The sequence below is a fragment of the Ottowia sp. genome, from assembly GCF_035325765.1.
Lineage (GTDB): Bacteria > Pseudomonadota > Gammaproteobacteria > Burkholderiales > Burkholderiaceae_C > Ottowia.
Genome location: NZ_DAOKZG010000006.1, coordinates 1 through 25,190 on the forward strand (window position 1 = coordinate 1; position 25,190 = coordinate 25,190).

Annotated in this window: 19 protein-coding genes and 1 pseudogene; 9 read left to right on the forward strand and 11 right to left on the reverse strand. The window is 68.8% G+C overall.

Annotated elements, in window-relative coordinates:
* The 5 genes and pseudogenes from PKA16_RS03740 to PKA16_RS03760 all read left to right on the forward strand — a co-directional run.
* Positions 1 to 777 (forward strand): FAD-dependent oxidoreductase (locus PKA16_RS03740; protein WP_324400540.1); only part of this gene is annotated, 777 nt, incomplete at its 5' end.
* A gap of 188 nt (positions 778 to 965) precedes the next feature.
* The gene (locus PKA16_RS03745) at positions 966 to 2,090 is read left to right on the forward strand and encodes a cupin domain-containing protein (RefSeq protein WP_324400542.1); all 1,125 of its coding nucleotides are present in this window, start codon (positions 966 to 968) and stop codon (positions 2,088 to 2,090) included.
* The gene (locus tag PKA16_RS03750) at positions 2,074 to 2,601 is read left to right on the forward strand and encodes a hypothetical protein (RefSeq protein WP_324400544.1); all 528 of its coding nucleotides are present in this window, start codon (positions 2,074 to 2,076) and stop codon (positions 2,599 to 2,601) included. Before PKA16_RS03745 ends, PKA16_RS03750 begins: the two co-directional genes overlap by 17 nt.
* 183 nt (positions 2,602 to 2,784) lie before the next feature.
* A pseudogene (locus PKA16_RS03755) lies at positions 2,785 to 3,066 on the forward strand (hypothetical protein); the annotation flags it as partial.
* 182 nt (positions 3,067 to 3,248) lie between these two features.
* Positions 3,249 to 3,419: a hypothetical protein gene (locus PKA16_RS03760; RefSeq protein WP_324400547.1), complete on the forward strand. Its 171-nt coding sequence runs from the start codon at positions 3,249 to 3,251 to the stop codon at positions 3,417 to 3,419.
* Positions 3,420 to 3,427: 8 nt separating this feature from the next.
* Here PKA16_RS03760 and PKA16_RS03765 read toward each other — a convergent pair whose 3' ends face one another.
* The 5 genes from PKA16_RS03765 to PKA16_RS03785 form a co-directional block, all read right to left on the reverse strand.
* Entirely contained in the window at positions 3,428 to 4,033 is a 606-nt protein-coding gene (locus PKA16_RS03765) for a glutaredoxin family protein (protein WP_324400549.1), read from the reverse strand.
* A 47-nt stretch (positions 4,034 to 4,080) separates the two neighbouring features.
* Positions 4,081 to 6,123 (reverse strand): M3 family metallopeptidase, encoded by a 2,043-nt coding sequence (locus PKA16_RS03770; RefSeq protein WP_324400551.1) that lies wholly within the window; start codon positions 6,121 to 6,123, stop codon positions 4,081 to 4,083.
* Between the two features lie 100 nt (positions 6,124 to 6,223).
* Positions 6,224 to 7,093, reverse strand: coding sequence for a bifunctional methylenetetrahydrofolate dehydrogenase/methenyltetrahydrofolate cyclohydrolase (locus PKA16_RS03775; RefSeq protein WP_324400553.1), 870 nt, complete (start codon positions 7,091 to 7,093; stop codon positions 6,224 to 6,226).
* A gap of 76 nt (positions 7,094 to 7,169) precedes the next feature.
* The gene (locus PKA16_RS03780; protein WP_324400555.1) at positions 7,170 to 7,796 is read right to left on the reverse strand and encodes a response regulator; all 627 of its coding nucleotides are present in this window, start codon (positions 7,794 to 7,796) and stop codon (positions 7,170 to 7,172) included.
* On the reverse strand, positions 7,793 to 10,333 hold the full coding sequence (locus PKA16_RS03785) for a PAS domain S-box protein (protein ID WP_324400557.1): 2,541 nt from the start codon (positions 10,331 to 10,333) through the stop codon (positions 7,793 to 7,795). Before PKA16_RS03785 ends, PKA16_RS03780 begins: the two co-directional genes overlap by 4 nt.
* A 176-nt stretch (positions 10,334 to 10,509) precedes the next feature.
* Here PKA16_RS03785 and aceE point away from each other — a divergent pair, with 176 nt between their 5' ends.
* From aceE to PKA16_RS03805, 4 genes are all read left to right on the forward strand, one after another.
* Entirely contained in the window at positions 10,510 to 13,212 is a 2,703-nt protein-coding gene (gene aceE, locus PKA16_RS03790) for a pyruvate dehydrogenase (acetyl-transferring), homodimeric type (protein ID WP_324400559.1), read from the forward strand.
* Between the two features lie 18 nt (positions 13,213 to 13,230).
* Positions 13,231 to 14,886, forward strand: coding sequence for a dihydrolipoyllysine-residue acetyltransferase (gene aceF, locus PKA16_RS03795; RefSeq protein ID WP_324400561.1), 1,656 nt, complete (start codon positions 13,231 to 13,233; stop codon positions 14,884 to 14,886).
* Between the two features lie 13 nt (positions 14,887 to 14,899).
* Positions 14,900 to 16,693, forward strand: a complete 1,794-nt coding sequence (gene lpdA, locus PKA16_RS03800) for a dihydrolipoyl dehydrogenase (protein ID WP_324400563.1) — start codon at positions 14,900 to 14,902, stop codon at positions 16,691 to 16,693.
* A gap of 327 nt (positions 16,694 to 17,020) precedes the next feature.
* Positions 17,021 to 17,635 (forward strand): LysE family transporter, encoded by a 615-nt coding sequence (locus tag PKA16_RS03805; RefSeq protein WP_324400565.1) that lies wholly within the window; start codon positions 17,021 to 17,023, stop codon positions 17,633 to 17,635.
* Positions 17,636 to 17,659: 24 nt separating this feature from the next.
* Here the strand turns inward: PKA16_RS03805 and PKA16_RS03810 are convergent, their stop codons facing one another.
* The 6 genes from PKA16_RS03810 to PKA16_RS03835 form a co-directional block, all read right to left on the reverse strand.
* Positions 17,660 to 18,397 (reverse strand): lipoate--protein ligase family protein, encoded by a 738-nt coding sequence (locus PKA16_RS03810; protein ID WP_324400567.1) that lies wholly within the window; start codon positions 18,395 to 18,397, stop codon positions 17,660 to 17,662.
* Between the two features lie 39 nt (positions 18,398 to 18,436).
* Positions 18,437 to 19,552 carry an acetoin dehydrogenase dihydrolipoyllysine-residue acetyltransferase subunit gene (locus PKA16_RS03815; RefSeq protein WP_324400569.1) on the reverse strand — a complete coding sequence of 372 codons (1,116 nt, stop codon included), beginning with the start codon at positions 19,550 to 19,552 and terminating at the stop codon, positions 18,437 to 18,439.
* The gene (locus PKA16_RS03820; RefSeq protein ID WP_324400571.1) at positions 19,552 to 20,571 is read right to left on the reverse strand and encodes an alpha-ketoacid dehydrogenase subunit beta; all 1,020 of its coding nucleotides are present in this window, start codon (positions 20,569 to 20,571) and stop codon (positions 19,552 to 19,554) included. Before PKA16_RS03820 ends, PKA16_RS03815 begins: the two co-directional genes overlap by 1 nt.
* Positions 20,572 to 20,597: 26 nt before the next feature.
* Positions 20,598 to 21,593: a thiamine pyrophosphate-dependent dehydrogenase E1 component subunit alpha gene (locus PKA16_RS03825; protein ID WP_324400573.1), complete on the reverse strand. Its 996-nt coding sequence runs from the start codon at positions 21,591 to 21,593 to the stop codon at positions 20,598 to 20,600.
* A gap of 38 nt (positions 21,594 to 21,631) precedes the next feature.
* Positions 21,632 to 22,813: an NAD(+)/NADH kinase gene (locus tag PKA16_RS03830; protein WP_324400575.1), complete on the reverse strand. Its 1,182-nt coding sequence runs from the start codon at positions 22,811 to 22,813 to the stop codon at positions 21,632 to 21,634.
* Positions 22,814 to 23,105: 292 nt separating this feature from the next.
* On the reverse strand, positions 23,106 to 25,136 hold the full coding sequence (locus tag PKA16_RS03835; protein WP_324400577.1) for a sigma-54-dependent Fis family transcriptional regulator: 2,031 nt from the start codon (positions 25,134 to 25,136) through the stop codon (positions 23,106 to 23,108).
* Positions 25,137 to 25,190 lie beyond the last annotated feature (54 nt).

The following is a 25,190-nucleotide window of genomic DNA, read 5'->3' on the forward strand; positions in this document are numbered from 1 at the left end:
GTGCGACTGTCTCACGCAACAGGCGTGGTGTCTAGGTTATGCAGAGTTTCCCTAGAGCCGGCGTTGGCGCCAGTGCGTTGCACCATCGCTGGCGCCGTCTATACGCCCAGTGAGGAAGCCGGTTCGTGCGAGAAGCTCACCGAAGGCCTGTTCGAGCAGTTGTGTGGCATGGACGGTGTATCCATCCACATGGACAGTCCGGTACGCTACCTGGAGCGACGCGGGGGTCGTATCGTGGCGGCACGCTGTGATGTCCGCCGTATCCAAGCCGATCACTTCGTGATCGCTGCCGGTATGGCGAGCCGGCACCTGATGTTGCCGTTGGGTAGCTCGCCGCTCCTCTATCCGATCAAGGGATACAGTCTCAGCGTGCCCGGGCAGGGCGCGAGTGCTCCCGCCATCAGCGTAACTGACTATGAGCGACGTACTGTCTACGTGAGTCTGGGAGACACCCTGCGCATTGTTGCAATGGTCGGTATTGGCGTGCGCGGGGACGTGGTGGAGCCCGACCGCGTCGCTCTGATGAAGCAGCAGGCGCGCGAGCTGTTGCCGGCCGTGGATCTGGATGCAGCGCAGCCTTGGGCGGGTGAACGTCCAGCAACGCCGGACGGCATGCCTCGGATTGGTCGCAGCCGTGCCGGTGATAACTTGTGGCTCAACATCGGCCATGGCGGCCTGGGCTTCACCCTCGCCTGCGGCAGTGCCGTACTGTTGCAGCATCTGATGGCGGACGAGCCGCCACCGGTGGATCCGGCGCCCTTCCAGCCCGATTGCTGAGACCGCTGTCCGTTTAGGAGCGGAGTCGGCGAAGCCGGCTCTGGCACGAGTCGCCGTGTGACAGCTGTGTCATCGGAGGGGCGCGTTGTCAGTTGTCGTTCGCCGCGCGCGCCCGTGTTCGTGTGAGACCGCGTCGATGGCCGGCTGCGTGGCGAGTGGGTCGGGAGGTTTGCGTATGCTTGCAGCCCATGGAACCTTCAATCCCCCTCGGCCTGCTGGGCGGCCTGTCGCCTGCGCGCTTCATGCGGCGCCACTGGCAGAAGAAGCCCCTGCTGGTGCGCCAGGCGGTCCCTGGCTTCACGCCGCTGCTGTCACGCGCGGCCCTGTTCGAACTGGCTGGCCGCGAAGGCGTCGAATCGCGGCTGCTGAGCCAGGCACAAGGCCGATGGCGCCTGCGTCACGGGCCGTTCGCGCGGCGCGCGCTGCCCGCTCTGAACCAGACGCACTGGACCCTGCTGGTGCAGGGCGTGGACCTGCACCTGGACGCGGCGCACCAGTTGCTGGGGCAATTCCGCTTCGTGCCCGATGCGCGGCTGGACGACCTGATGATCAGCTACGCCAGCGATGGTGGCGGAGTGGGGCCGCACTTCGACAGCTATGACGTGTTCCTGCTCCAGGCGCACGGGCAGCGGCGCTGGCGCATTGGGCGCCAGCGCGACCTGTCCTTGGTCGAGGGCCTGCCGCTGAAGATCCTGGCGCACTTCGAGCCCGAGCAGGAATACCTGCTGGAGCCCGGCGACATGCTCTATCTGCCGCCGCACTGGGCCCACGACGGCGTGGCGGTGGGCGAGTGCATGACGTATTCGATCGGCTTTCGCCAGCCGTCGCGCGGCGAGCTGGCGCGCGAACTGCTGCAGCGCCTGGCCGACGAAGGCGACGCTCGGCACGGGGAACTGGCTTATCGGGACCCGGGCCAGGCCGCTGTTGCAGCTCCAGGCGAGATTCCCGCAGCGCTGTTCGAGTTCGCCCGTGAGACAGTCCGCCGTGCCACCGCCGACGCCAGCCTGCTGGCCCTGGTGCTGGGCGAATGGTTGACCGAGCCCAAGCCCGGCGTATGGTTCGATGCGCCCGTCCGCGCGGCCGCCACGGGCGATCTGGTGCTGGATCGCCGTACGCGCATGATGTACGACGCACGCCACGTGTTCATCAACGGCGAGGGCTATCGGGCCGGCGGGCGCGATGCCCGGCTCATGCGGCGCCTGGCCGATGAACGCAGGTTGGGCGCGCACGCACGCGCGCAGCTCACGGCGCCGGCGCGCGAACTGGTGGATGATTGGTGGCGGGCAGGGTGGCTTCATGCACAGGGCGACTGACGACACGCTGCCGGATGCGCCCGGGGCCGGCTTGCCGCAGGGTGCGTTCATCGGGCGCGAGACCTTCCGCGAGCTGGTGCGCACGGCGCTGGCCGAGGCGGCGCGCTGCCGCTGGCGCGAGCTGATCCTGGCCGACGCGGACTTCCACGACTGGCCGCTGGGCGAGCGTGCCGTGATCGAGTCGCTGACGTCCTGGGTGCTGTCCGGCGGCCAGCGCCTGACGCTGCTGGCACGCCGCTACGACACGGTGGTGCGCACGCAACCGCGCTTCGTGGCCTGGCGCCGCCAATGGTCCCACAAGATCGACGCGCGCGGGCTGCCCGGCGTGGACGCGCAGGACGTGCCCTGCATCCTGTGGACGCCCGCATGGGTGCTGGAGCGCCAGGACGTGCTGCGCAGTCGGGGCTTCAGCGGCAGCGAACCCGAACGACGCCGCCAGTTGCGCGAGACCCTCGAGGACTGGCTGACGCGCAGCAGCACGGCGTTTCCTGCGGATACGTTAGGGTTGTGACGGATTGTGCAGAAGTGACCCAAAAAACCTCGGAAAGCCTTTTGTATCAAAGTGCAGACGCTATAATTTTTGCTTGAGTTGAAAAGGCTCGGGTGCTTTTCTCTCGTGCGGCACGCCGGCGACCCGGACGTGCCGAAATTTTTCGAAGACACCCCCTCATTCATCAAAGCTGGAAACATGCAAATGAACAAGTCTCTCGTCCTGGCGGCGCTGGTGGCCGCCGTTGCCCTCACGGCCTGTGGCCAGAAGGAAGAAGCAGCCGCCCCGGCGCCCGCGCCGGCTCCGGTGGAACAGCCGGCCGAAAGCGCTGCGCCCGCGCCTGCGCCGGCGGAAAGCGCCGCGCCGGCTGCCGAGAGCGCTGCGCCGGCCGAGCAGGCCAGCGATGCCGCCGCCACCGCTGCCAGTGAAGCGGCCACGGCCGCCTCGAATGCCGCGTCGGCAGCCGGCGAAGCCGCCGCTTCGGCGGGCCAGGCGATCAGCGATGCCGCGAGCGCTGCCGGCGATGCCGCCAAGGCCGCGGCGGAAGATGCCGCCAAGGCCGCGGCTGATGCAGCCAGCAAGGCCACCGAAGCCGCCAAGGAAGCGGCCGAATCGGTCACCAAGTGAGCGCTGCTCGGTGCATCGGCCCGCAGATGTGGGCCGATGCCATGAAAAAGCCACCCCGCGGGGTGGTTTTTTCATGGTACGTGGCGGCGCAGCGGGTGTTTCACGCCAAATCCGGCAGTTGGCCGCTCGTGGATTTCTCGAAAGCCGCAGTACTCATCCTTGCCCGGCACGCCGATGACGGCACTGCCGGGCGCATCCAACGGCCGGATTGAGGTTCGCTTCAGAATCGGATGCCGGCCGGGTTCGTGCTGGTGGGTGTTGGCGTGACGGCCGGCTCGGCCTCGCTGGTCGTGTCTTCGACCGGCGGCGCTGACGGCGCGTTGGCGGGACGTGCCAGTTGGGCGGGGGCCAGTGGCGTGGCCGCCGGCTGCTGCCATCCGCTGGGCAGTTGCGAGGTGCGGGCATAGCCGGCGGCATCCAGGTACTGGTTCCAGTCGATGTCCGAGAAGCCCTTGATCTGCTGGGTGCCAACGGTGAGCACGGGCAGTTCGCGTGCGCCCGCCAGGCGCTCCAGCGCCGCCACGTCGGTGGCGGTTTCGACGGTCTTCTCGGTGAACGGGATGCCGCGGCGCACCAGCAACTGGCGCCCGCTGTCGCAGGGCGCGCACTGGGCAGCGCTGTACAGTGTCACCGGATAGCGCTGCATGGCCTGTCGCAGGGCAAAGGGCAGGGCAGCCGTCGCGGCGGCGGAGTGCTCCGCCCGGGCCGCGGACGCCGGCGCGTCCGAATAGGTGACGCGCCCGTCGGGGCCGACCGATCGGTGCACCTGCGCCAGCGTCGTCGACGCGAACAGCGCCAGGCCGAGCCCAGCCAGCAGCGTGGGCATGGAGGTCGTGCGGCGGCGCGCGCGGCGCTGGTTCGGGCAACTTGGCTTCATGTCATCCCCTGGTGGCGCAGCAGGGCATCCATGCTGGGTGCGCGACCGCGGAATTGCTGGAACGATTCCATGGCGGGCCGACTGCCACCGGCCTCCAGGATGGCCTGCCGGTAGCGGCGGCCGGTTTCGACGCTCGGCGTGCCGTCGGGCGCCGCCGTTTCCTCGAAGGCTGCGTAGGCGTCGGCGGACAGCACCTCGGCCCACTTGTAGCTGTAGTAGCCGGCGGCATAGCCCCCGCCGAAGATGTGGCTGAAGGTGTGGGCCATGCGGTTGAAGGGCGGCGGCTGCAGCACCGCGACCTCGTCGCGCACAGCGCGCAGCAGGGGCTGGAAGTCGGCCGCCGGCTCGTGCTCGGTGTGCAGCAGCATGTCGAACAGGGCCAGCTCGACCTGGCGCAGCGTCTGCAGCCCGGCCTGGTAGTTGCGCGCCGCCAGCATCTTGTCGAACAGCGCGCGTGGCAGCGGCTCGCCGGTGTCCACGTGCGCCGTCAAGTGGCGCAGCACGCTCCATTCCCAGCAGAAATTCTCCATGAACTGGCTCGGCAGCTCGACCGCGTCCCACTCGACACCGCTGATGCCCGAGACATCGTGTTCGTCCACCTGGGTCAGCATGTGGTGCAGGCCGTGGCCGAATTCATGGAACAGGGTGATCACGTCGTCGTGGGTCAGCAGCGGCGGCTTGCCGTCCACGCCCTCGGCGAAGTTGCACACCAGGTGCGCCACCGGCGTCTGCAGGGCTCCGGTGTCGGGGCGCAGCCAGCGCGCCCGCGCGTCGTCCATCCAGGCGCCAGCCCGCTTGCCCGCGCGCGCACCGGGGTCCAGGTAGAACTGGCCCAGCAAGTGGCCCCCGCGCTCGATGCGGTAGAACTCGACCGAGGGGTGCCAGACCGGCGCCTCGTCCTTGCGGATCGCCACCTCGAACAGGGTTTCGACGATCTGGAACAGGCCTGCCAGCACCTTGGGCGCGGTGAAGTACTGCTTGACCTCCTGCTCGCTGAAGGCGTAGCGCGCTTCCTTCAGTTTCTCGCCGATGTAGGGCCAGTCCCAGGCCTGCGGATCGGCCAGATCCAGTTCACGCGCGGCGAACGCGCGCAGGTCGGCCAGGTCGCGCTCGGCATAGGGGCGCGCCTTGGCGGCCAACGTGCGCAGGAACTCGGTCACCTGCGCCGGCGAATCGGCCATCTTGGGCACCAGCGAAACCTCGCCGAAGTTGGTGTAGCCAAGCAGCCGTGCCTCTTCGCGCCGCAGCGCCAGGATCTGGTGCATCACCGCCGTGTTGTCGTAGCGGCGCGCTTCGCCCTCGGCCTGGTCGCTGGCACGCGTGACGTAGGCGCGGTAGAGAAGCTGGCGCAGCGACGCGCTGTCGGCGAACTGCATGACGGGCAGGTAGCACGGAAGCTTGAGGGTCAGCTTGTAGTCCGCGCGGTTCTCGGCCTCCGCCGCCGCGCGCGCCGCTGCCTGCACGTCGGCCGGCACGCCGGCGAGCTGGTCGGCACCGACGTAATGGGCAAAGGTGTCGGTGGCGTCGAGCGCGTTTTCGCTGAATTGCTGCGACAGCCGCGCCAGCTGGTCCTGGATCTCGGCAAAGCGCTGCTTGGCCGTGCCAGTGAGCTCGGCGCCGCCCAGCACGAAGGCGCGCAGCGCATTCTTCAGGGCCTGGCGCTGCTCGGCGTTGAGCGTGGCCGGGTCGATCGCCTTGTACTTCGCGTACAGGCGCTCGTCCGCGCCCAGGCGGGTGTGGAAGTCGGTGATGCGGGGCAGGGCGGCGTTGTAGGCCGCGCGCAACTCGGGCGAGTCGAGCACGGCCTTGAGGTGCGAGACGGCACTCCAGGCGCGGCCCAGCCGCTCGACCGGCACGTCCAGCGTGCGCGAAATGGCGGTCCAGTCGGCCGGGTGCCCGGGCTGCGTCGCCTGCTCCAGCGCGGTTTCGGCTGCCTGCAGCAGGGTATCGACCGCTGGCGCCACGTCTTCGGGCCGGATCCGATCGAAGCGCGGCAGGCCGCTGAAGTCGAGCAGGGGGTTGGGTGCGTCGGTGTTCATTCCAGCCAGTTGGTGCCGGTTGACCCTGTGTCAAGGGATCGCCGGATTTTGCCGGAGGTGGCAGGGTGCGTGGCGTCGCCAGTGCCACCCGGCACCGGCTTCATGACGCTTTCGCAACTCGCGCGCTGCGCTCGGCCGCTTCGATGGTGTTCACCAGCAGCATGGCGCGCGTCATGGGCCCCACGCCGCCGGGCACCGGGGTGATCCAGCCGGCCACCCGGCGCACGCCTTCGAAGTCGACGTCGCCGCACAGCTTGCCGGCCTCGTCGCGGTTCATGCCGACGTCGATCACCACCGCGCCGGGCTTGACCATGCCGGCCGTGAGCACGCCGCGCTTGCCCACCGCCGCCACCACGATGTCGGCCTGGCGCGTGTGCGCGGCCAGATCGCGCGTGCGCGAGTGGCAGATGGTGACCGTGGCGTTGGCGGCCAGCAGCATCAGCGCCATCGGCTTGCCGACAATGTTGGAGCGCCCGATCACCACCGCGTGCCGGCCGCTCAACTCGGTCATGCCGATCGATTCCAGCATCTTCATGCAGCCGTGCGGGGTGCAAGGCCAGAAGCCGGGCAGCCCGGTCAACAGGGCGCCGGCGCTGGCGACGTGAAAGCCATCCACGTCCTTGGCGGGCGCAATGGCGGCGATCACCTGCTGCGCATCCATGTGGGGCGGCAGCGGCAACTGCACCAGGATGCCGTGGATCGCGGGGTCGCGGTTGAGCGCGTCGATGCGCGCCAGCAGTTCGCCCTCGGGCAGCGTGGCGGGGTAGCGCTCGAGCGTGGCCGCCAGGCCGGTCTCGCTGCTGTCGGCCACCTTGTGGCGCGTGTAGACCTGGCTGGCCGGGTCATCGCCGACCAGAATGATGGTGAGGCGGGGCTCCACGCCACGCGCCTTCAGCGCCGCCGTGCGCCCTACCACCTGGTCGCGGATCTGGCGCGCCAGCGCGTTGCCATCGATCAGTTGAGCACTCATGAGAAGCCCGCGGTTTTCAAGAGGGGAGCCGGTCCAGCCCACGCCGAATCGGCGGTGGATGCCATGCGAGCCGGAGTCAGGCCTTGGCGGTGCCCGGCCCGAGCGCGACCTTCAGCAGGTCGGCCACGGTGTTGGCACCGAGCTTTTCCATGATGTTGGCGCGGTGCGCCTCCACCGTCTTGATGCTGATGCCCAGGTCGTCGGCGATCTGCTTGTTCAGGCGACCCGCGACGATGCGCTCGAGCACCTGCGCCTCGCGCCCGGTCAGCTTGGCCAGCAGGGCGTCGCGGTTGGCGGCCTGCTGGTGTTCGGCAAAGGCGCTGCGCGCCTGCTCCAGCATGCGATCGACCAGGGGCACCAGGCTGTCCTCGTCGAACGGCTTCTGGATGAAGTCCATGGCCCCCTTCTTCATGGTGTCGACGGCCATCGGCACGTCGCCGTGGCCGGTGACGAAGGCGATCGGCAGCGGCGACGCGCGTTCCATCAGCCGGTCCTGCAGGTCCAGGCCGCTCATGCCGTGCATGCGGATGTCGACCAGCAGGCAGCCGATTTCACGCGGGTCGTAGCGCGCCAGGAATGTCTCGGCCGATTCAAAGCAGCGCACGCGGAAATCCTGGCCCTCCAGCATCCACTGGACGGAGTCCCGGACCGCCTCGTCGTCGTCGACGACGTAGACCGTGCCGCGCTTGGGCATCAGATTCATGCAATGACCTTCATCTGGCCTTCCCCGGCGCTCCCGGGGTCGGCTTGTTGACTCGGGCCAACCGGGATCCAGAAAGTGAAGCGGCAGCCCACGACTTGGCCGGCATTGTAGAGGTTCTCCGCATGGATCCGTCCCTGGTGCGACTCGATGATCGAGCGGCACAGGTTCAGGCCGATCCCCATGCCCTCGTTCTTGGTCGAGAAGAAGGCTTCATACAGGCGGTCGAAGGCTTCCTGCGAGAGCCCGCCTCCGGTGTCGGTGACGCTGAACTGCACCACGGGCTGCGCTTCGATGTGGCGCGCTTCGACCCGCAATTCGACCACGCGTTCGGCGCCCGTGCGACCGGCGGCGTCGATCGCGTCCGCGCCGTTCTTGATCAGGTTCATCAGCACCTGCTCGATCAGGATTGGGTCGACGTAGAGCGCCGGCAGGCGCGATTCGACGATGCGCGCAATGCGCACCTGGCGTCGGCGCAGGTCGATCTCTGCCAGCTCCACCACCTGGTCGACGATGGTCGCCACTTCGGCCAGCTGGCGGCGTGGCTCGCTGCGCTTGACGAAGCTGCGGATATGCTGCACCACCTGGCCGGCGCGTTGCGCCTGGCGCGCAGTCTTCTCCAGCGCCGCCAGCAGTTCGTCCTGTCCAATCTGGCCACTGCGGATGCGCGAGATCATGCCGGTGCAGTAGTTGGTGATGGCCGTCAGCGGCTGGTTCAGTTCGTGTGCCACGCTGGAGGCCATTTCACCCATGGTGATCAGGCGGCTGGCGGTCTGTGCGCGCTCGGCCTGCGCGGCGGCCTGTTCCTCGGCGTGGCGGCGCACCGTGATGTCGGTGGCGATCACCATCTGCGCCAGGCGACCGTCGACCCAGTTGAGGTAGCGCGAGCGCACCTCCAGCCACTTGTCCAGACGCTCCAGGTAGATCTCGGCATGCTCGGCCAGGGGCGTGGTGGCCAGCGTGTCCAGGGGCAGGCCGGCAAACGAGTCGACCGCGTCCAGGCTTTCGTCCGAGGTCAGCGTGCCGGCCGTGCCGCCACGCAGCACCAGCTTGAGATGGCCCTCGGTGGTGGCCCCGAACCACTGGCGGTACAGCTTGTTGGCGAACAGCAGCTCCTCGCTGCCCAGCGGTGCCACCGAGACCGAGGCGTCGAGTGCTTCGAGGACCGTGGTGAAGCGTTCGTACGAGGCCGAAAGCTGGCGGCGCACGCGGTTGGGTTCGGTGATGTCGGTCATCGACGCCATCCAGCCAGTCTGCCGGCCGCTGGCATCGATCAGGGGTGAGACGTAGAGTCGCGCGTCGAACACCGAGCCGTCCTTGCGCTTGACGCGCATCTGGAAGCCGGCCGGATCGGCCGCGCCGCCGAGCTCTTCGGTCAGGCGTGCGGCCAGCGCGTCGTGGTCCTCGCTCGGCCAGTAGGCAAACGGCTCGGTCTGGCCCAGCAGGTCTTCCTCGCGCCAGCCGGTCATCTTGCAGAAGGCGGGATTGACGTAGGTAATCCGGCCCTGGAGGTCGAGCGCCCGCATGCCGGTGAGCATCGAGTTTTCCATCGCCCTGCGGAAGGTGGTTTCGGCCTCGAGCGCCGCCTGCGCCTGCTGGCGTCGACGCGACTGGCGCCAGTTGGCGATCAGCATCCAGGCGGTCATGGCCGACAGGCCCATCACCAGCCAGAAGATGGCGCTTCCGATCAGGCCCTGCGAGGTGCGCCAGGCCTGGGCGCGCAGGATCAGGCCGTTGCCGACCGGCGAGACCGGGATCTCGAATTCGTTGACCTTGCCGCTCCATGGCAGGTGTTCCGACACGCTGGGCCGCGCCGGAATGTTCTGCCCGGTGAGCAGCTGGCCCTGCGCGTCGAGCAGGGCCACGGCGTACTTGGCCAGCACCTCGCTCGGCACGGCATAGCGCAGCAGGCCGTCGACGCCGTATTCGGCCAGCAGTTCGCCGGTGAACTGGCCACGCGGGGTGATCGGCACGTGCAGTTGCAGGGTCGGCTCGCCGTCGCGCGGCGCCGGCGGCAGGGTGTAGACCGGCTGGCGCAGGTCGCGCGCCAGGCCGAAGCCGTTCTCGGCCTCGTCGGCGCGTAGCGTGCCGCCGTCCATCCAGTCGCGCTGCGGCGGTGCGCTGGGGGTGGTCTGGATCGCCAGCACGCGCCGGCGCGCATCGACCCAGCCGATCGACAGCAGTTCCGGGTACTGCGCGACCAGCGCTTCGGCGCGGCTGCCGAATTGGGCGGCGCCCACCTCGCGGTTGGCGATGTCGCGCGCCAGCCGCATCAGCTGCTCCTGGCGCTCCAGCAGTCGCAGGCGCATGCGTTGCTGCGCGTATTCGACGTCGCGCTTGAGCCCTTCGCGCTCGCGCCGGACTTCCTCCATGCGCAAATAGCCAAAGGCCGCCATGATGACCGCCATGAACAGCAGCACCGTGAACAGCGGTCCGAAGTGAATCCAGCGTTCCCGGTGGATTCCGGACAGGTGGGTCCACCAGCGACGCAAGGCGCCGGCCGGGCCGCGCGGGCGTCTGGACAGGGTGGATGCGGGCATGCGTGCAGTGTAGGGCAGCCGTGCTTGGATCAAGGTGCCAGCGCCCAAAGGCAGGCACTGAATATCGTATTATGAAATATACAATCAAGATTTGAAATTTGATGCGGGATATGCGATGATTCGCTCCAGTTTTTGGTCCACAATGGTTTGAAACAGACGTCAAAGGAGACAACGCGATGCCCGTAGCGCCCAATTCGCCTTTCAATGTCGGCTCCGACATTGATATCCAGGAGACCCGCGAGTGGATGGATGCCCTGTCCGCCGTGATCGAGAAGGAGGGCCCGGAGCGAGCGCACTTCCTGCTGGAGAACCTGCTGGAACACGCGCGCCAGAGCAGCATCGACCTGCCGTTCTCGGCCAATACGGGCTACGTCAACACGCTGGAACCCGAGCAGGAAGCGCGCTGCCCCGGCAATATCGCGATCGAGAAGCGCCTGCGCGCCTTCATGCGCTGGAACGCCATGGCGATGGTCGTGCGCGCGAACCGCTTCGATCCGCCCGAGGGCGGCAGCCTGGGCGGCCACATCGGCTCCTTCGGTTCGCTGGCCAGCATGTGGGGGGCCGGCTTCAACCACTTCTGGCACGCCGAGAGCGAGGGCCACGGCGGCGACTGCATCTATTTCCAGGGTCACAGCGCGCCCGGCATCTACGCGCGCGCCTACCTCGAGGGCCGCATCACCGAGGAGCAGCTCGAGAACTTCCGCCAGGAGGTGCATGGCAAGGGCCTGTCCAGCTATCCGCACCCGCACCTGATGCCGGGCTTCTGGCAGTACTCCACGGTGAGCATGGGCCTGGGCCCGATGATGGCGATCTACCAGGCGCGCTTCCTCAAGTACCTGCACGCGCGCGGCATCGCCAAGACCGACAACCGCAAGGTCTGGGTGTTCCTGGGCGACGGCGAGATGGACGAGCCCGAGAGCAAGGGCGCGATCAGCCTGGCCGCGCGCGAGAACCTGGACAACCTGATCTTCGTCATCAACTGCAACCTGCAGCGCCTCGACGGCCCGGTGCGCGGCAACGGCAAGATCATCCAGGAGCTGGAAGGCGACTTCCGCGGCGCCGGCTGGAACGTGATCAAGCTGATCTGGGGCAAGGGCTGGGACGACCTGCTGCGCCGCGACAAGGACGGCAAGCTGCGCCAGCTCATGATGGAGACGGTGGACGGCGACTACCAGACCTATCGCTCCAAGGACGGCGCCTACATCCGCGAGCATTTCTTCGGCAAGTATCCCGAGACCGCCAAGCTGGTCGAGCACCTGACCGACGAGGAGATCTGGGACCTGCGTCGCGGTGGCCATGATCCGGAGAAAGTCTATGCCGCCTTCCACGCCGCCAACGAGCACAAGGGCCAGCCCACGGTGCTGCTGGTCAAGACCGTCAAGGGCTACGGCATGGGCAAGGCCGGAGAGGGCAAGAACGTGGTGCACCAGACGAAGCTGCTGGACGACGACGACATCCGGTACATCCGCGACCGCTTCAACATCCCGATCCCGGATAGCGAGCTGGACAAGCTGCCCTACTACAAGCCGGCAGATGACACGCCCGAGATGCAGTACCTCCACGAGCGGCGCCAGGCGCTGGGCGGCTACCTGCCGACGCGTCGCGAGAAGGCCGACGAGAGCTTCACCATCCCGTCGCTCGAGACCTTCAAGGCCGTGCTCGAGCCCACGGCCGAAGGTCGGGAGATCAGCACGACCCAGGCCTACGTCCGCTTCCTGACTCAGCTGCTGCGTGACAAGGCGCTGGGCCCGCGCGTGGTGCCGATCCTGGTCGACGAGGCGCGCACCTTCGGCATGGAAGGCCTGTTCCGCCAGATCGGCATCTACAACCCGAAGGGCCAGCAGTACACGCCGCAGGACCGCGAGCAGGTCATGTACTACAAGGAGGCCGAGGACGGCCAGATCCTGCAGGAAGGCATCACCGAAGCCGGTGGCATGTGTTCGTGGATCGCCGCGGCGACGTCGTATTCGACGAACAACCGCATCATGATTCCCTTCTACATCTACTACTCGATGTTCGGGTTCCAGCGCTTTGGCGACTTCGCCTGGGCCGCGGGTGACATGCTGGCACGCGGCTTCATCCTGGGCGGTACTTCCGGGCGCACCACGCTCAACGGCGAGGGCCTGCAGCACGAGGACGGCCACAGCCACATCCTGGCCAACACCATCCCGAACTGCGTCACCTACGACCCGACCTTCGCGCACGAGGTGGCCGTCATCCTGCACGCCGGGCTCAAGCGCATGGTGGAGAGGCAGGAGAACGTTTTCTACTACATCACCCTGCTGAACGAGAACTACCCGATGCCGGGCCTGACGACGGGCACCGAGGAGCAGATCCTCAAGGGCATGTATCTCTGCCAGCCGGGCGCAGAGGGCGACAAGCGCGTGCAGCTGCTCGGCTCGGGCTCGATCCTGCGCGAGTCGCTGGAGGCGCAGAAGCTGCTGGCCACCGACTGGGGCGTGCAGGCCGACGTCTGGAGCTGCCCGAGCTTCAACGAGCTGACGCGCGAGGGCCAGGACGTGGACCGCTGGAACCTGCTGCACCCGCTCGAGAAGCCGCGCGTGCCCTTCGTGACGCAGCAGCTCGAGGGCCACCCGGGTCCGGTCGTGGCTTCGACCGACTACATGAAGAACTACGCCGAGCAGGTCCGGCCGTTCATCCCGCGCGATCGCGAGTACCTGGTGCTGGGCGCCGACGGCTACGGCCGCAGCGATTTCCGTTCCCAGCTGCGCGAGCACTTCGAGATCAACCGCCACTACATCACGGTGGCAGCCCTCAAGGGCCTGGCGGACGAAGGCAAGCTGCCGCTGCAGAAGGTGGCCGACGCCATCAAGAAGTACGGCATCGATGCCGACAAGATCAACCCGCTGTACGCCTGACGCGAGAGGGGGAACGACATGGCCATGGTCGAAGTGAAAGTGCCGGACATCGGGGATTTCTCGGACGTCGGCGTGATTGAGTTGCTGGTCAAGCCCGGCGACAGCGTGAAGGTCGAGCAGTCGCTCGTCACGGTGGAGTCGGACAAGGCCTCGATGGAGATTCCTTCCAGCCACGCCGGCGTGGTGAAGGAGCTCAAGGTCAAGCTGGGCGACAAGGTGAGCGAGGGCAGTGTGATCCTGCTGCTGGAGAGCGCCGGCGCGGACGCGCCGGCGGCTGCTGTGCCCGCACCGGCGGCGACGCCTGCGGTCGCGGCGGCTCCGGCGGCCCCGGCTCCTGCGCCGTCTGCTGCGGCAGCCGCCAGCGGTCCGATCGAGGTGCGCTTGCCCGACATCGGCGACTTCAAGGACGTTGGCGTGATCGAGTTGCTGGTCAAGCCGGGCGACACCGTGAAGGCCGAGCAGTCGCTGTTCACCGTCGAGTCCGACAAGGCGTCGATGGAAATTCCCTCGCCCGCCGCCGGCGTGGTGAAGGAGCTCAAGGTCAAGCTGGGCGACAAGGTCAACCAGGGCGACCTGGTGGCGATCCTGGAGGGTGCGGGCGGCAGTGCGCCGGCCGCAGCGGCGCCCGCAGCGGCCGCTGCCGCGGCGGCCGCGCCGGTGGCCGCTCCGGCACCGGTGGCTGCAGCCCCGGCGGCGGCGCCGATTGCCGCGCAGCCGCCGCACGAGCCGACGGCGTCGGTGGTCGGCCTGCCGCACGCCAGCCCGAGCGTGCGCAAGTTCGCCCGTGAGCTGGGCGTGCCGCTGGCGGAGGTGCAAGGCACGGGCCCCAAGGGACGCATCACGCAGGAAGACGTGCAGGGCTTCACCCGCTCGGTCATGAGCGGCGCGGTGCAGACCCAGGCACAGGCTGCGCGCGGCGGCGTCGGGGGCGGCGGTGTCGGCATGGACTTGCTGCCCTGGCCCAAGATCGATTTCGCCAAGTTCGGCCCGGTCGAGCGCAAGGAACTGTCCCGCATCAAGAAGATCAGCGGCGCCAACCTGTCGCGCAACTGGGTGATGATCCCGCACGTCACCAACAACGACGAGGCGGACATCACCGAGCTCGAGTCCTTCCGCAAGCGCACCAACAAGGAAAACGAGAAGAGTGGCGCGCGCGTGACGATGCTTGCCTTCGTCATCAAGGCGGTGGTCGCGGCGCTGAAGAAGTATCCCGAGTTCAACGCCAGCCTGGACGGCGACGCCCTGGTCTACAAGCAGTACTTCCACATCGGCTTTGCCGCCGATACCCCGAACGGCCTGGTGGTGCCGGTGCTGAAGAACGCCGACCAGAAGGGCATCCTGCAGATCAGCGCCGAAATGGGCGAACTGGCTGCCAAGGCGCGCGAGGGCAAGCTCGGCGCGGCCGACATGCAGGGTGGGTGCTTCACCATCAGCTCGCTGGGCGGCATCGGCGGCACGCACTTCACGCCCATCATCAACGCGCCCGAGGTGGCGATCCTGGGCCTGTCGCGCAGCGACATGAAACCGGTGTGGGACGGCAAGCAGTTCAATCCCCGCCTGATGCTGCCGCTGTCGCTGTCCTACGACCACCGCGTGATCGACGGCGCCGCCGCCGCACGCTTCAACGCCTACCTGGCCCAGGTGCTGGCGGACTACCGCCGCATCGTGCTGTGAGGGAGACGCTGACATGGCCGTGATAGACATCAAGGTGCCGGACATCGGCGACTTCAGCGACGTCGGCGTGATCGAACTGCTGGTGCAGCCGGGCGACAGCGTCAAGGTGGAGCAGAGCCTGATCACCGTCGAGAGCGACAAGGCGTCGATGGAAATCCCTTCCAGTCACGCTGGCGTGGTCAAGGAAATGAAGGTCAAGCTGGGCGACAAGGTGGGCGAGGGCTCGGTGATCCTCACGCTGGAGGCCGCCGGTGAAGCGGTAACGGCCGCGCCTGCCCCGGCAGCCGCGCCGGCGCCTGCCCCCGCAGCCGCTGCACCGGCGCCGACGGCGGCGAGCTTTGGGGGCAGCGCCGACCTGGAGTGCGAGGTGCTGGTGCTCGGTGGCGGCCCGGGCGGCTACTCGGCCGCCTTCCGCGCTGCCGACCTGGGCCTGAAGGTGGTGCTGGTCGAGCGCTACGCGACCCTGGGCGGGGTTTGCCTGAACGTCGGCTGCATCCCGTCCAAGGCGCTGCTGCACGTGGCTGCGGTGATGGACGAGGTGAGCCAACTGGCGGCCCTGGGCATCGACTACGGCGGCCAGCCCAAGGTCGACATCGACAAGCTGCGCACGCACAAGGAGAAGGTGATCGGCAAGCTGACCGGTGGGCTCGCGATGATGGCCAAGATGCGCAAGGTCACCATCCTGCGCGGCTATGGCACGTTTGCCGACCCGCACCACGTGATGGTCGAGGAGACGTTGGGTGGTGGGCAGGCCAAGACCGGCCAGAAGCAGGTGGTCCGCTTCAAGCATTGCATCATCGCCGCCGGCTCGCAGGCCGTGCGCCTGCCCTTCATGCCCGAAGACCCGCGCGTGGTCGACAGCACCGGCGCGTTGGCGCTCAAGCGCGTGCCCAAGCGCATGCTGATCCTGGGCGGCGGCATCATCGGCCTGGAGATGGGCACCGTCTACAGCACGCTGGGCGCGCGCCTGGACGTGGTCGAGATGCTCGATGGCCTGATGCAGGGCGCCGACCGCGACCTGGTCAAGGTCTGGCAGAAGCTGAACGCGCCGCGTTTTGACAACATCATGCTCAAGACCAGAACGGTGGCCGCCAAGGCCACGGACGCGGGCATCGAGGTCAGCTTCGAGGGCGAGAACGCCCCCGCGCCGCAAACCTACGACCTGGTGCTGCAGGCCGTCGGCCGCAGCCCCAACGGCAGGAAGATCGGCGCCGACCAGGCCGGTGTGGCGGTCACCGACCGCGGCTTCATCGACGTCGACATCCAGATGCGCACCAACGTGCCACACATCTTCGCCATCGGCGACATCGTCGGCCAGCCCATGCTGGCGCACAAGGCGGTGCACGAGGGGCACGTGGCGGCCGAAGTCATCTTCGGCGAGCTCAAGGGCGACGAGGCGCATGCCCGCGCGGCCTTCAACGCCCGCGTGATCCCGAGCGTGGCCTACACCGACCCCGAGGTGGCCTGGGTCGGCCTGACCGAGGACCAGGCCAAGGCGCAGGGCGTGAAGGTCAGGAAGGGCCTCTTCCCCTGGTCGGCCTCGGGCCGGGCCATCGCCAACGGACGCGACGAGGGCTTCACCAAGCTGCTGTTCGAGGAAGCCACGGGCCGCATCGTCGGCGGCGGCATCGTCGGCACGCACGCGGGCGACATGATCGGTGAGGTCGCGCTGGCGATCGAGATGGGCGCCGACGCGGTCGACATCGGCGGCACCATCCACCCGCACCCTACCCTGGGCGAGAGCATCGGCATGGCGGCCGAGGCGGTGCTGGGCGCCTGCACCGACATGCCGCCGCAGCGCAAGTAGAGCGCTCCGTGCCGCGGCTGGCCGCGCGTGCCCGGGCAAGGGCCGCGCGGCTTTTTTCGTGTCGGGTCGATGGAACGAGGGCGCCCCGATTGCGCCTCGGTCACAGGCCACACCTCCGGGGCTTCCAGGCCCCGGTGAGTTGCCCGGCGGCCACGCACCTGTTTCTGACGTCTGTCAGTGCCTGACATTTCGAAACGCTGCGCCATCTCGACGTCCCCGAGAGACCGGGGTTGTGAGCCGGCGTGCACGGGATCCTCGCTGCGAGGCAGCGGGCAGGATGTCGCGCGGGTATGCTCGCTGATAGCCGCACGCGCCAAGCCGCCTTCCATGCAACTGCACACCTGGTTCATCTACTTCCTCGCGGCCGTCGGCCTGTCGCTGTCGCCCGGGCCGAACGGCCTGCTGGCGCTGACCCATGGCGCGCTGCACGGGCGCAATCGCACGCTGTTCACCGTTGCTGGCGGGGCGGTCGGCTTTGCCACCATCATCGCGCTGTCGATGTTCGGCATCGGCACGCTGCTGCAGAGCTCGCTGCTGTGGCTGGCGATCCTGAAATGGCTGGGAGGCGCCTACCTGGTGTGGCTTGGCATCCAGGTCTGGCGCGCGCCGCCGATTGCCGCGCTGGAGCTCCAGCCCGCTGTCGTGCGGATAGGCGGCTGGACCCTGTTTCGCCAGGGCGCGCTGTCGGCCATGACGAACCCGAAGGCGATCCTGTTCTTCGCCGCCTTTCTGCCGCAGTTCATCGACCCGGCCCGGAGCCTGGCGCTGCAGTTCGCGATCATGGCCGGCACTTTCGTCGGCATCGAGATCGTCACCGAGGTCTTCATCGCCAGTCTGGCGCAGGGGATCAGTCGCTGGCTGGCGCGCGTGGGGCGCGGTTTCAACCGCGTCTGCGGCGGCATCTTCATCGCCATCGGCGCGTTGCTGCCGCTGCGGACCTGATCGTGGGCGTGTGCGGCTCGGCGCTTAGGGAGCCAGGCCCGGGGGTTCGGCGTGCTGCAAGGCGCGTGAGAGCGCCTGTGTGACCTGGGCCAGCAGGTCGGAGCGGGCCTGGCGACCGAGCATCTGTGCCACGCTCACGGTGCGGGCCGGGTCGTAGCGGCGGCCGCTGCCGATGGCCTGCTCGAAGCCGTTGGCCCAGGCGTGTGCGGCCGACAGGTCGGGCTCGACCAACAACACGGCGTGCGCCAGCACGGCGTGGCTCGGGGCGCCGGGCTCGGCACTGGCGGGCAGCCGGCGCCAGTATTGGGCCGTACCAGCGATCTTGCGCGCCTGATTCGGCGTGCCGCTGGCGAGATTGAAGCGGCCATCGCAGAACGAACCGGACACCGCCTGCCAGTGGGTCTCCATGCCGAACCCCCGCAGCGCCTGCTGCAGCAGGCGGCACAGGTGCAGGTAGACCGCCTCCATCCATTGCCCCGGCGGGCCGGGCAGGGGATAGGCCAGGCTGAGGGTCAGGAAGCCGGGCCCCAGCGGCACCAGGCCGCCGCCGGAAGGGCGCTCGAAGACCGGGCAGCCGCGCGCGCCGAAGTCGGCGCGCGCGGCCTCATAGCCCGTGAACTGTCGGTAGCTGCGCGGCACCACCAGGCATTGCCGGGTGGACCAGAGCTGGGCCACCGGGCGCGTGGCCAGCGGCAGCAGCTCGAGTTCGGCGGCGATCGGGTCGGTCGCCACGCCGCGAGGCTCGATCAGGCAAAAGTGCATCGACGCATTGTGGCCCGGCGACCGGTCCGGCCCCGGGATTTAGGTATCCAGGTGCTTGCGCAGCAGCGTGTTCACCTCGCTCGCCTTTTCCATCTGCGGCATGTGGCCGGCGCCCTCCAGCACGGTAACCTGGGCCCCCGCGGGGGCCGCGGCGGCGTGGTGACTCGGAATGACCTGGTCGGCCTGGCCCCAGACCAGCAACACCGGCTTGCCGAAGCTGCCCAGCGCCTTGCCGGGCTGCTCGGCCTGGCGGCCGCCGGCAAACAGCTGGGTGCTCAGCGTTTCCAGTGCTTCGGTCACGCCGTCGAGGCGCTTGTACTTGAGCAGGTCGTCGAGCAGCTGGCGACTCACCAGGTCGGCGTCAGCAAACAGCAGTGCCGCTACCGGCTTGAGCTCGCGCCGCGATTCGGCGTGGATGAAGCCGTTGATGTAGTCCAGGTTGATCTCGTCGCCGAAGCCGGCGCTGTCGATCAGCGCCAGCGAACGCACCCGGTCCGGCGCGTCCAGCGCCAGCTGCGCCGCGATGCCGCCGCCCATCGAGTGGCCCACGAGGTGCGCCGAGGCGATGCCGATGGCGTCCAGGAAACGGCCGACGAAGGCCGCCATGTCCTTCAGCGTGGCACCTGCGAGCTGGACCGTGGTCTGGCCGTGCGCCGGCAGGTCGAGCGCGATGACGGGGTGCTTTTCGGCCACCGGGTCGAGGTTGAACAGCCAGTTGTTCAGGTCGCCGCCGAAGCCGTGGATGAAGACCACGGCGTTGCCGTCGTCCGGTCCGCGGCGCGCGTAGCGCACGCGGATCCCGTCGAGCTCGGCGTAGTCGTAGGCGGGCCCGCTGTCCTCCTCGCCGGCTCCTACCTCGGGCACCTCGAAAGCGGCCACGTAGGCGTCGATGTCGGCATCACTGACGGCGCTGTCGGCCAGCACGCCGAGCAGCGCCTTGACCGGCAGCGTCTCGCCCGTCTGCGCGACGATGCGGCGCAGCAGGCCGGCGTCGGTGGCCTCGACCGAGTTGGAGATCTTGTCGGTCTCGACGTCGACCAGCGGCTGGCCGACCTCGATCCGATCGCCTTCGGCAACCAGCCAGTCGTGCACGATGCCCTCGCGCATTTCCAGGCCCCACTTGGGCATGACGATGGGGGTGATGGTGGCGCTCATCAGTGCTTGCCTCCCTTGCCGAGCGTGCGGCGCGCGGCTTCGACGATGCGTTCGGCGCTCGGGATGTAGAGGTCTTCCAGCACCGGCGAGAACGGCACCGGGACGTGGGGCGGCGCCACCATCTCGATCGGCCCCTTGAGCGCGCCGAAGATCTGCTGCGCGACCTGAGCCGAGATGTCGGTGGCGATGTTGCAGCGTGGGCTGGCTTCGTCGACCACCACCAGGTGGCCGGTGTTCTCGACCGACTCCAGCACGGTGTCCAGGTCGAGCGGCGAGAGCGTGCGCAGGTCGATCACCTCGGCCTCGATGCCGTCCCGGGCCAGCGCGGTGGCGGCCTCCAGCGCGCGGTGCACCATCAGCCCGTAGGCGACGATGGTCACGTGCTTGCCGTCGCGCACGATGTTGGCCTCGCCGAACGGGATGGCGTAGGGGTTTTCCGGCACCTCGCCCTCCAGGCCGTAGAGGTTCTTGTGCTCGCAGAAGATCACCGGGTCGTTGTCGCGGATCGACTGGATCAGCAGGCCCTTGGTATCGTAGGGCGTGCTCGGGCACACCACCTTCAAGCCCGGGATGTGGGTGAAGATGGGGGTCAGCATCTGCGAGTGCTGGGCGGCGGCGCGAAAGCCGGCGCCGACCATGGCGCGGATCACCACCGGGGTCTCGGCCTTGCCGCCGAACATGTAGCGGAACTTGGCCGCCTGGTTGAAGATCTGGTCGAAGCAGACGCCCATGAAGTCGATGAACATCAGTTCGGCCACCGGGCGCATGCCGCAGGCGGCAGCGCCGACCGCGGCGCCGATGTAGGCGCTTTCGGACAGCGGGGTGTCGAGCATGCGGTCGCCGTGCTTGGCGTGCAAGCCCTTGGTGACGCCGAGCACGCCGCCCCAGGCGTCCTGCTCGCCCTGGGTGCCGGTGCCGCCGACGATGTCTTCGCCGAGCTTGATGACGCTCGAATCGCGTGCCATTTCCTGGTCGATCGCTTCATTGACCGCCAGCTTCATGCTGAGTTTTCGGGCCATGGTTCAGGTCTCCTGTTTGGGGGTGTTCAATACTTGACGTAAACGTCGGTGAGCAGGTCGGCCGCGGTGGGCAGGGGCGCTGCCTTGGCCTCGTCGACGGCGCGGTCGATCAGCGTCAGCACCTCCTGGTCGATGGCGTCGAGCTCGGCCTGGCGGATCACGCCGGATTCGGTCACGCGCGCGGCAAACGCGATCAGACAGTCGCGGTTGGCGCGGATGTCCTCCAGTTCGCCCGGCGCGCGGTAGGTCTGGGCGTCGCCCTCGAAGTGGCCGTAGAAGCGCACCAGCTTGCACTCCAGCAGGGACGGGCCGCCGCCTTCGCGCGCGCGCCGGATGACTTCGCCCGCGGCCTCGTGCACGGCAAAGAAGTCGATGCCGTCGACGGTGACGCCGGGAATGCCGAAGCCGGCGGCGCGATCGACGTAGCTGTCGGCGGCCGTGGCGTAGTCGCGCGAGGTGGCCTCGGCGTAGCCGTTGTTCTCGACCACGAAGATCATCGGCAGGTTCCAGACCGCCGCCAGGTTCATGCTCTCCAGCACAGTGCCTTGGTTGGAGGCGCCGTCGCCCATGAAGGTGATGCCGACTTCGCCTTTGCCGCGGAACTTGGCCGCCAGCGCGGCGCCGCAGATCAGCGGTGCCCCGGCGCCGACAATGCCGTTGGCGCCCAGCATGCCCTTGGACAGGTCGGCAATGTGCATCGAGCCGCCCTTGCCGTTGCAGGAGCCGCCGATCTTGCCGTAGATCTCCTTCATCATGGCGACCACGTCCACGCCCTTGGCGATGCAGTGGCCGTGGCCGCGGTGCGTGCTGGCGATGCGGTCGCCATCGAGCAGGTGATGCATGATGCCGACCGCCGAGGCTTCCTCGCCGGCGTAGAGGTGGACGAAGCCGGGAATGTCGCCGCGCGCGAATTCCACGTGCAGGCGTTCCTCGAACTCGCGAATGGTGCGCATCTTGCGATAGCAGTCGAGCAATTCGTCGCGGCCGAGGGGCTCAGCAGACGATGGGTAGGTTCCAGCCATGTCGGGTCTCCTTGGGTTGTGGGTCTGGGGGGTGAGGGTCAAACTAGCGTGGCGGTCGTGGCGTCGCCGGGGTGGGTGGCAGCCGATGCGCTGCGCAGCAGGCCCGCGCAGGCGGCGTGGCGCAGGCAGGCGGCGATGTCCACCGAGCAGAAGGCGCGTTCGCGTAGCGTCACCGTCAGGTCGTCATCGGCACCAAAGGCGATTTCGCGCTCGCCGTCGAGCGCGACGACGCCGGCGTGCTGGCGCACCCGGGCCGGTTGGCCGTCGGCCAGGGCGGTCCAGCCGTGGATCGGGACCGGCTGCAGCAGGCCGGGCGCGATCGGGGCGCGCAGTTGGAACAGGGGTTCAGCCGCAGCGCCCGCGAGCGTTGCCTCGGGGGGCGGCGCCAGTTCGACGCACAGTCCGCCCGGTTCGCGACGCCCGACCGGCGCCAGCAGGCCGCCGATCGAGGACAGGCCAAGCGCCTGCGGCTCGGCAAACGCCAGGTAGACGGCGGCCAATGAGTCGGCGCGCCATAGCGCCTTGGCGCCGATGTAGCGTTCGCGTGCAATCGCCACGTCGACCAGGGCGATGTCGTGGCGCGCGTCCGCGCGCCCGGCATTCAGCGCCACGTCCAGGCGCTTGTTGAAGGCCAGCGCTGTCTCCGGCGCGATGCGCCCGGTCGCGTAGAGCCCGACGGCGAGGCCGGCCAGGGTCGATTCGCGCAGCTCGGGATAGGCGTTGTTGGTGCCGGTGGACAGGCCCGCGATCGGCACCTGGCCGCATTCGCGCACCACGGCGCGGTGCGTGCCGTCGCCGCCGAGCACGATGATGGCGGCGGCCCCGGCCTCGCGCAGCAGGCGCGCCGCGCACAGGGTGTCGTCGACGCGACCGGTCACCGGCATCTGCAGCCATTCCAGCTGCGGCCAGCGGTAGCCGGGGCGGGCAGCGGCGCGCTCGCGCGTCAGGTGGCGCTGCAGCAGGGCCCGCAGGCCGTCGCGGTCCGGCATCATGCGCACGCGCTCGATGCCGCAGGCGCCCAGCGCCGCCAGTGCGCGCAGCACGATGTTGACGCGGTCGGTCAGCTGCAGGCTGCTGGCGTTGGCCACCACGCGTCGGATGTCGCGCGCCGAGACCGGGTTGGCGATGATGCCGACCAGGGGGCCGCCTGCTTCGTCCGCGGCCGTGTCGCGAACCGGCGTCGGCGTTGTGGGGGCCGGCGTCCGCGCACTCTTGCGCATGCTTGTCTCCTGTCTTGTGCTCCACAGACAGGGGATGCAAATGGCGTGCCAGCGTGGGGGGTCGGGTCTTGTGCCCGAAAAGTCAGGGAATACCCGCAGGGATTCGGCGCTTCAGTCAGCGGCTACACATCGGCGTGTGACAGGTGTCACGCGTGCAGGCCGTGCACGTGGACAGCTGGCACGGCCTGGATTTCCGTGCTGCTGGAAAGACGGCGAGACGGACTCGGGAGCAACGCCGCAGATCGCCGCAGGCGGGGATGCGCAGCGCGCGAGGGACTCATTCAGCGTTGCCCTAGAGCGCCTTCTGCTTGCGCGTCGTGTCCTGCTGGTTCGGCGAGCGGATGCCGAAGCGTTCCATGCGACGGTAGACCGTCATGCGGCTGACGCCGAGCTGGCGTGCCACGGCGCTCAGGTTCCAGCCGGCCGCGCGCAGGGTTTGCAGCAGCAGCAGGCCGTCCGGCGGTAGGTGGTGCGGGTCGGACGCCAGGGCTGTGGGCGGCGGCGCGGGTGCTGGTGCTGGTGTCGCGGCGATCGGCGGCGCGGCAAGACGCACCGGCGCCTGGCGCGCCAGGCCTTCGGGCAGGTCGTCGGGCTCGATCAGGCCCTGGTTGCAGACGGCGCGCGCGTATTCGAGCACGTTGGCCAGCTCGCGCAGGTTGCCCGGCCAGCGGTACGCCACCAGCAGGGCCCGCGCTGCCGTGCTGATGCGCACGCCGTCGCCCAGCAGCTTGTCGATCAGCCAGCCGAGGTCGCTACGCTGGCGCAGCGGCGGCAGGGTGACGAGGGCGCCGTTCAGGCGGTAGTAGAGGTCTTCGCGGAAGCGCGCCTGGCGCACCAATTGCTCCAGCGCGTGGTGGCTGGCCGAGATGACGCGGATGTCGACCGGCACCGGGCGCGCGGCGCCGATGGCCAGCACCTCGCGCTCGGACAGCACGCGCAGCAGGCGCGATTGCAGCGCGTGCGGCATGTCGCCGATCTCGTCCAGGAACAGGGTGCCGCCGTCGGCTTCCTGGATCAGGCCGCGCTTGGCCTTCGGGCCGGCGCCCGAGAAGCTGCCGGGCAGGTGGCCGAACAGCTCGCTCTCGATCAGGTTTTCCGGGATGGCGGCGCAGTTGACGGCGATGAACGGATGCTGGCGGCGTGCGCTGGCGGCATGCAGCGCCTTGGCGAAGTATTCCTTGCCGGTGCCGGTCTCGCCATGCACCAGCAGGTTGATCGGTGAATCGGCCAGGCGCGCGGCGCGCTGCAGCTGGCGCTCCAGCGCCGCATCGCCGCCGCTGAGCGCGGCCAGCGGCGGCGGCAGGCGGGGTGCCTCTTCGGCGCCGGCGCGGCTGCTGGCGATGCGCGCCGACGGCGGCACGGCGCCGAGGAACAGGGTGCGGCCGCTGTGGCGGAGGGTGATCACGCGCCGCTCGGCCGGCAGGGCCACGAGGTAGTGTCCGAGCCCCTCGAACGGGGTGTCGAAGATCGTGTCGAAAGGCTGGCCCAGCACCTGGCTGGGTTGGCCCGGCGCGGCGGGCGCCAGGCCCAGCTCCCGCTCCAGCAGTTGCTGCGCGCGCCGGTTGTGGCCGACCACGCGGCCGGCCGCGTCGAGCGCCAGCAGGTAGTCGGGGTTGACGTCGACGAAGGCCGGCGCGCTGGACAGGCGCAGCATCCAATCGCGGCAGTGCATGCGCGTGAAGTGCGCGTTCTCGATGTGGTGGGCGTAGATGCGCACCAGCTGCAGCGCCAGCTGCTGGCTGGACTTGGGCCCGGGCGAGACCAGTGCCGAGATGTCGATGATGGCGTTCAGGCTGCCGAGCGAATCGAACACCGGCGCGGCGGTGCAGGTGAGCGGGATGTGGGTGGCGTCGAAGTGGTCGGACTGGTGCACGGTGAGCGCGTGGCCGGTCGCCAGCGCGGTGCCGACGGCGCAGGTGCCGGCGTGGGCCTCGGCCCAGTCGGCGCCCAGGTAGAGGCCGGCGCGGCGCAGTTGCGCCGCCGCCTGCTGGTCGCCCATGTAGTCCACCGTGACGCCGTGGCTGTCGGTCAGCAGCACCACGTAGCCGGCGCCGGCGACTTGGCGGTAGAGGTCGGTCAGGCCGTGGCGCGCGATGTGGGTGAATTCCTCGATGCGTTCCTGGTGCTCGCGCAGGCGATCCCAGGGCAGGATGCGGGCCTCCTGCATGCGGGTCGGGTCGAGCCCGTGGTCGTCGACGCAGCGCTGCCAGGAGTGGCGGATGATTTCGTCGTGCCGCACCCGTGCCGTCGCCATGCGGGCGTCACCAGGCCTGCTCGTGAGTCCGAGCACAGTGTCGATGTGCTGGCGCTGTTGATGGTCCACCGGGGGTCTCCTGCTCGGTGGTAACGAGGCTCAAAGGTGCACTATAACGGCTGC

Excerpts from the sequence above, each read along its gene's own strand:
- PKA16_RS03775 (WP_324400553.1), bottom strand. The coding sequence starts at position 7,093 with ATGAGTGCTCAACTGATCGATGGCAACGCGCTGGCGCGCCAGATCCGC.
- PKA16_RS03785 (WP_324400557.1), bottom strand. The coding sequence starts at position 10,333 with ATGCCCGCATCCACCCTGTCCAGACGCCCGCGCGGCCCGGCCGGCGCC.
- PKA16_RS03810 (WP_324400567.1), bottom strand. The coding sequence starts at position 18,397 with ATGCACTTTTGCCTGATCGAGCCTCGCGGCGTGGCGACCGACCCGATC.
- aceF (WP_324400561.1), top strand. The coding sequence starts at position 13,231 with ATGGCCATGGTCGAAGTGAAAGTGCCGGACATCGGGGATTTCTCGGAC.
- PKA16_RS03805 (WP_324400565.1), top strand. The coding sequence starts at position 17,021 with ATGCAACTGCACACCTGGTTCATCTACTTCCTCGCGGCCGTCGGCCTG.
- PKA16_RS03815 (WP_324400569.1), bottom strand. The coding sequence starts at position 19,552 with ATGAGCGCCACCATCACCCCCATCGTCATGCCCAAGTGGGGCCTGGAA.
- PKA16_RS03830 (WP_324400575.1), bottom strand. The coding sequence starts at position 22,813 with ATGCGCAAGAGTGCGCGGACGCCGGCCCCCACAACGCCGACGCCGGTT.
- lpdA (WP_324400563.1), top strand. The coding sequence starts at position 14,900 with ATGGCCGTGATAGACATCAAGGTGCCGGACATCGGCGACTTCAGCGAC.
- PKA16_RS03760 (WP_324400547.1), top strand. The coding sequence starts at position 3,249 with ATGAAAAAGCCACCCCGCGGGGTGGTTTTTTCATGGTACGTGGCGGCG.
- PKA16_RS03780 (WP_324400555.1), bottom strand. The coding sequence starts at position 7,796 with ATGAATCTGATGCCCAAGCGCGGCACGGTCTACGTCGTCGACGACGAC.
- aceE (WP_324400559.1), top strand. The coding sequence starts at position 10,510 with ATGCCCGTAGCGCCCAATTCGCCTTTCAATGTCGGCTCCGACATTGAT.
- PKA16_RS03770 (WP_324400551.1), bottom strand. The coding sequence starts at position 6,123 with ATGAACACCGACGCACCCAACCCCCTGCTCGACTTCAGCGGCCTGCCG.
- PKA16_RS03750 (WP_324400544.1), top strand. The coding sequence starts at position 2,074 with ATGCACAGGGCGACTGACGACACGCTGCCGGATGCGCCCGGGGCCGGC.
- PKA16_RS03825 (WP_324400573.1), bottom strand. The coding sequence starts at position 21,593 with ATGGCTGGAACCTACCCATCGTCTGCTGAGCCCCTCGGCCGCGACGAA.
- PKA16_RS03765 (WP_324400549.1), bottom strand. The coding sequence starts at position 4,033 with ATGCCCACGCTGCTGGCTGGGCTCGGCCTGGCGCTGTTCGCGTCGACG.
- PKA16_RS03745 (WP_324400542.1), top strand. The coding sequence starts at position 966 with ATGGAACCTTCAATCCCCCTCGGCCTGCTGGGCGGCCTGTCGCCTGCG.
- PKA16_RS03820 (WP_324400571.1), bottom strand. The coding sequence starts at position 20,571 with ATGGCCCGAAAACTCAGCATGAAGCTGGCGGTCAATGAAGCGATCGAC.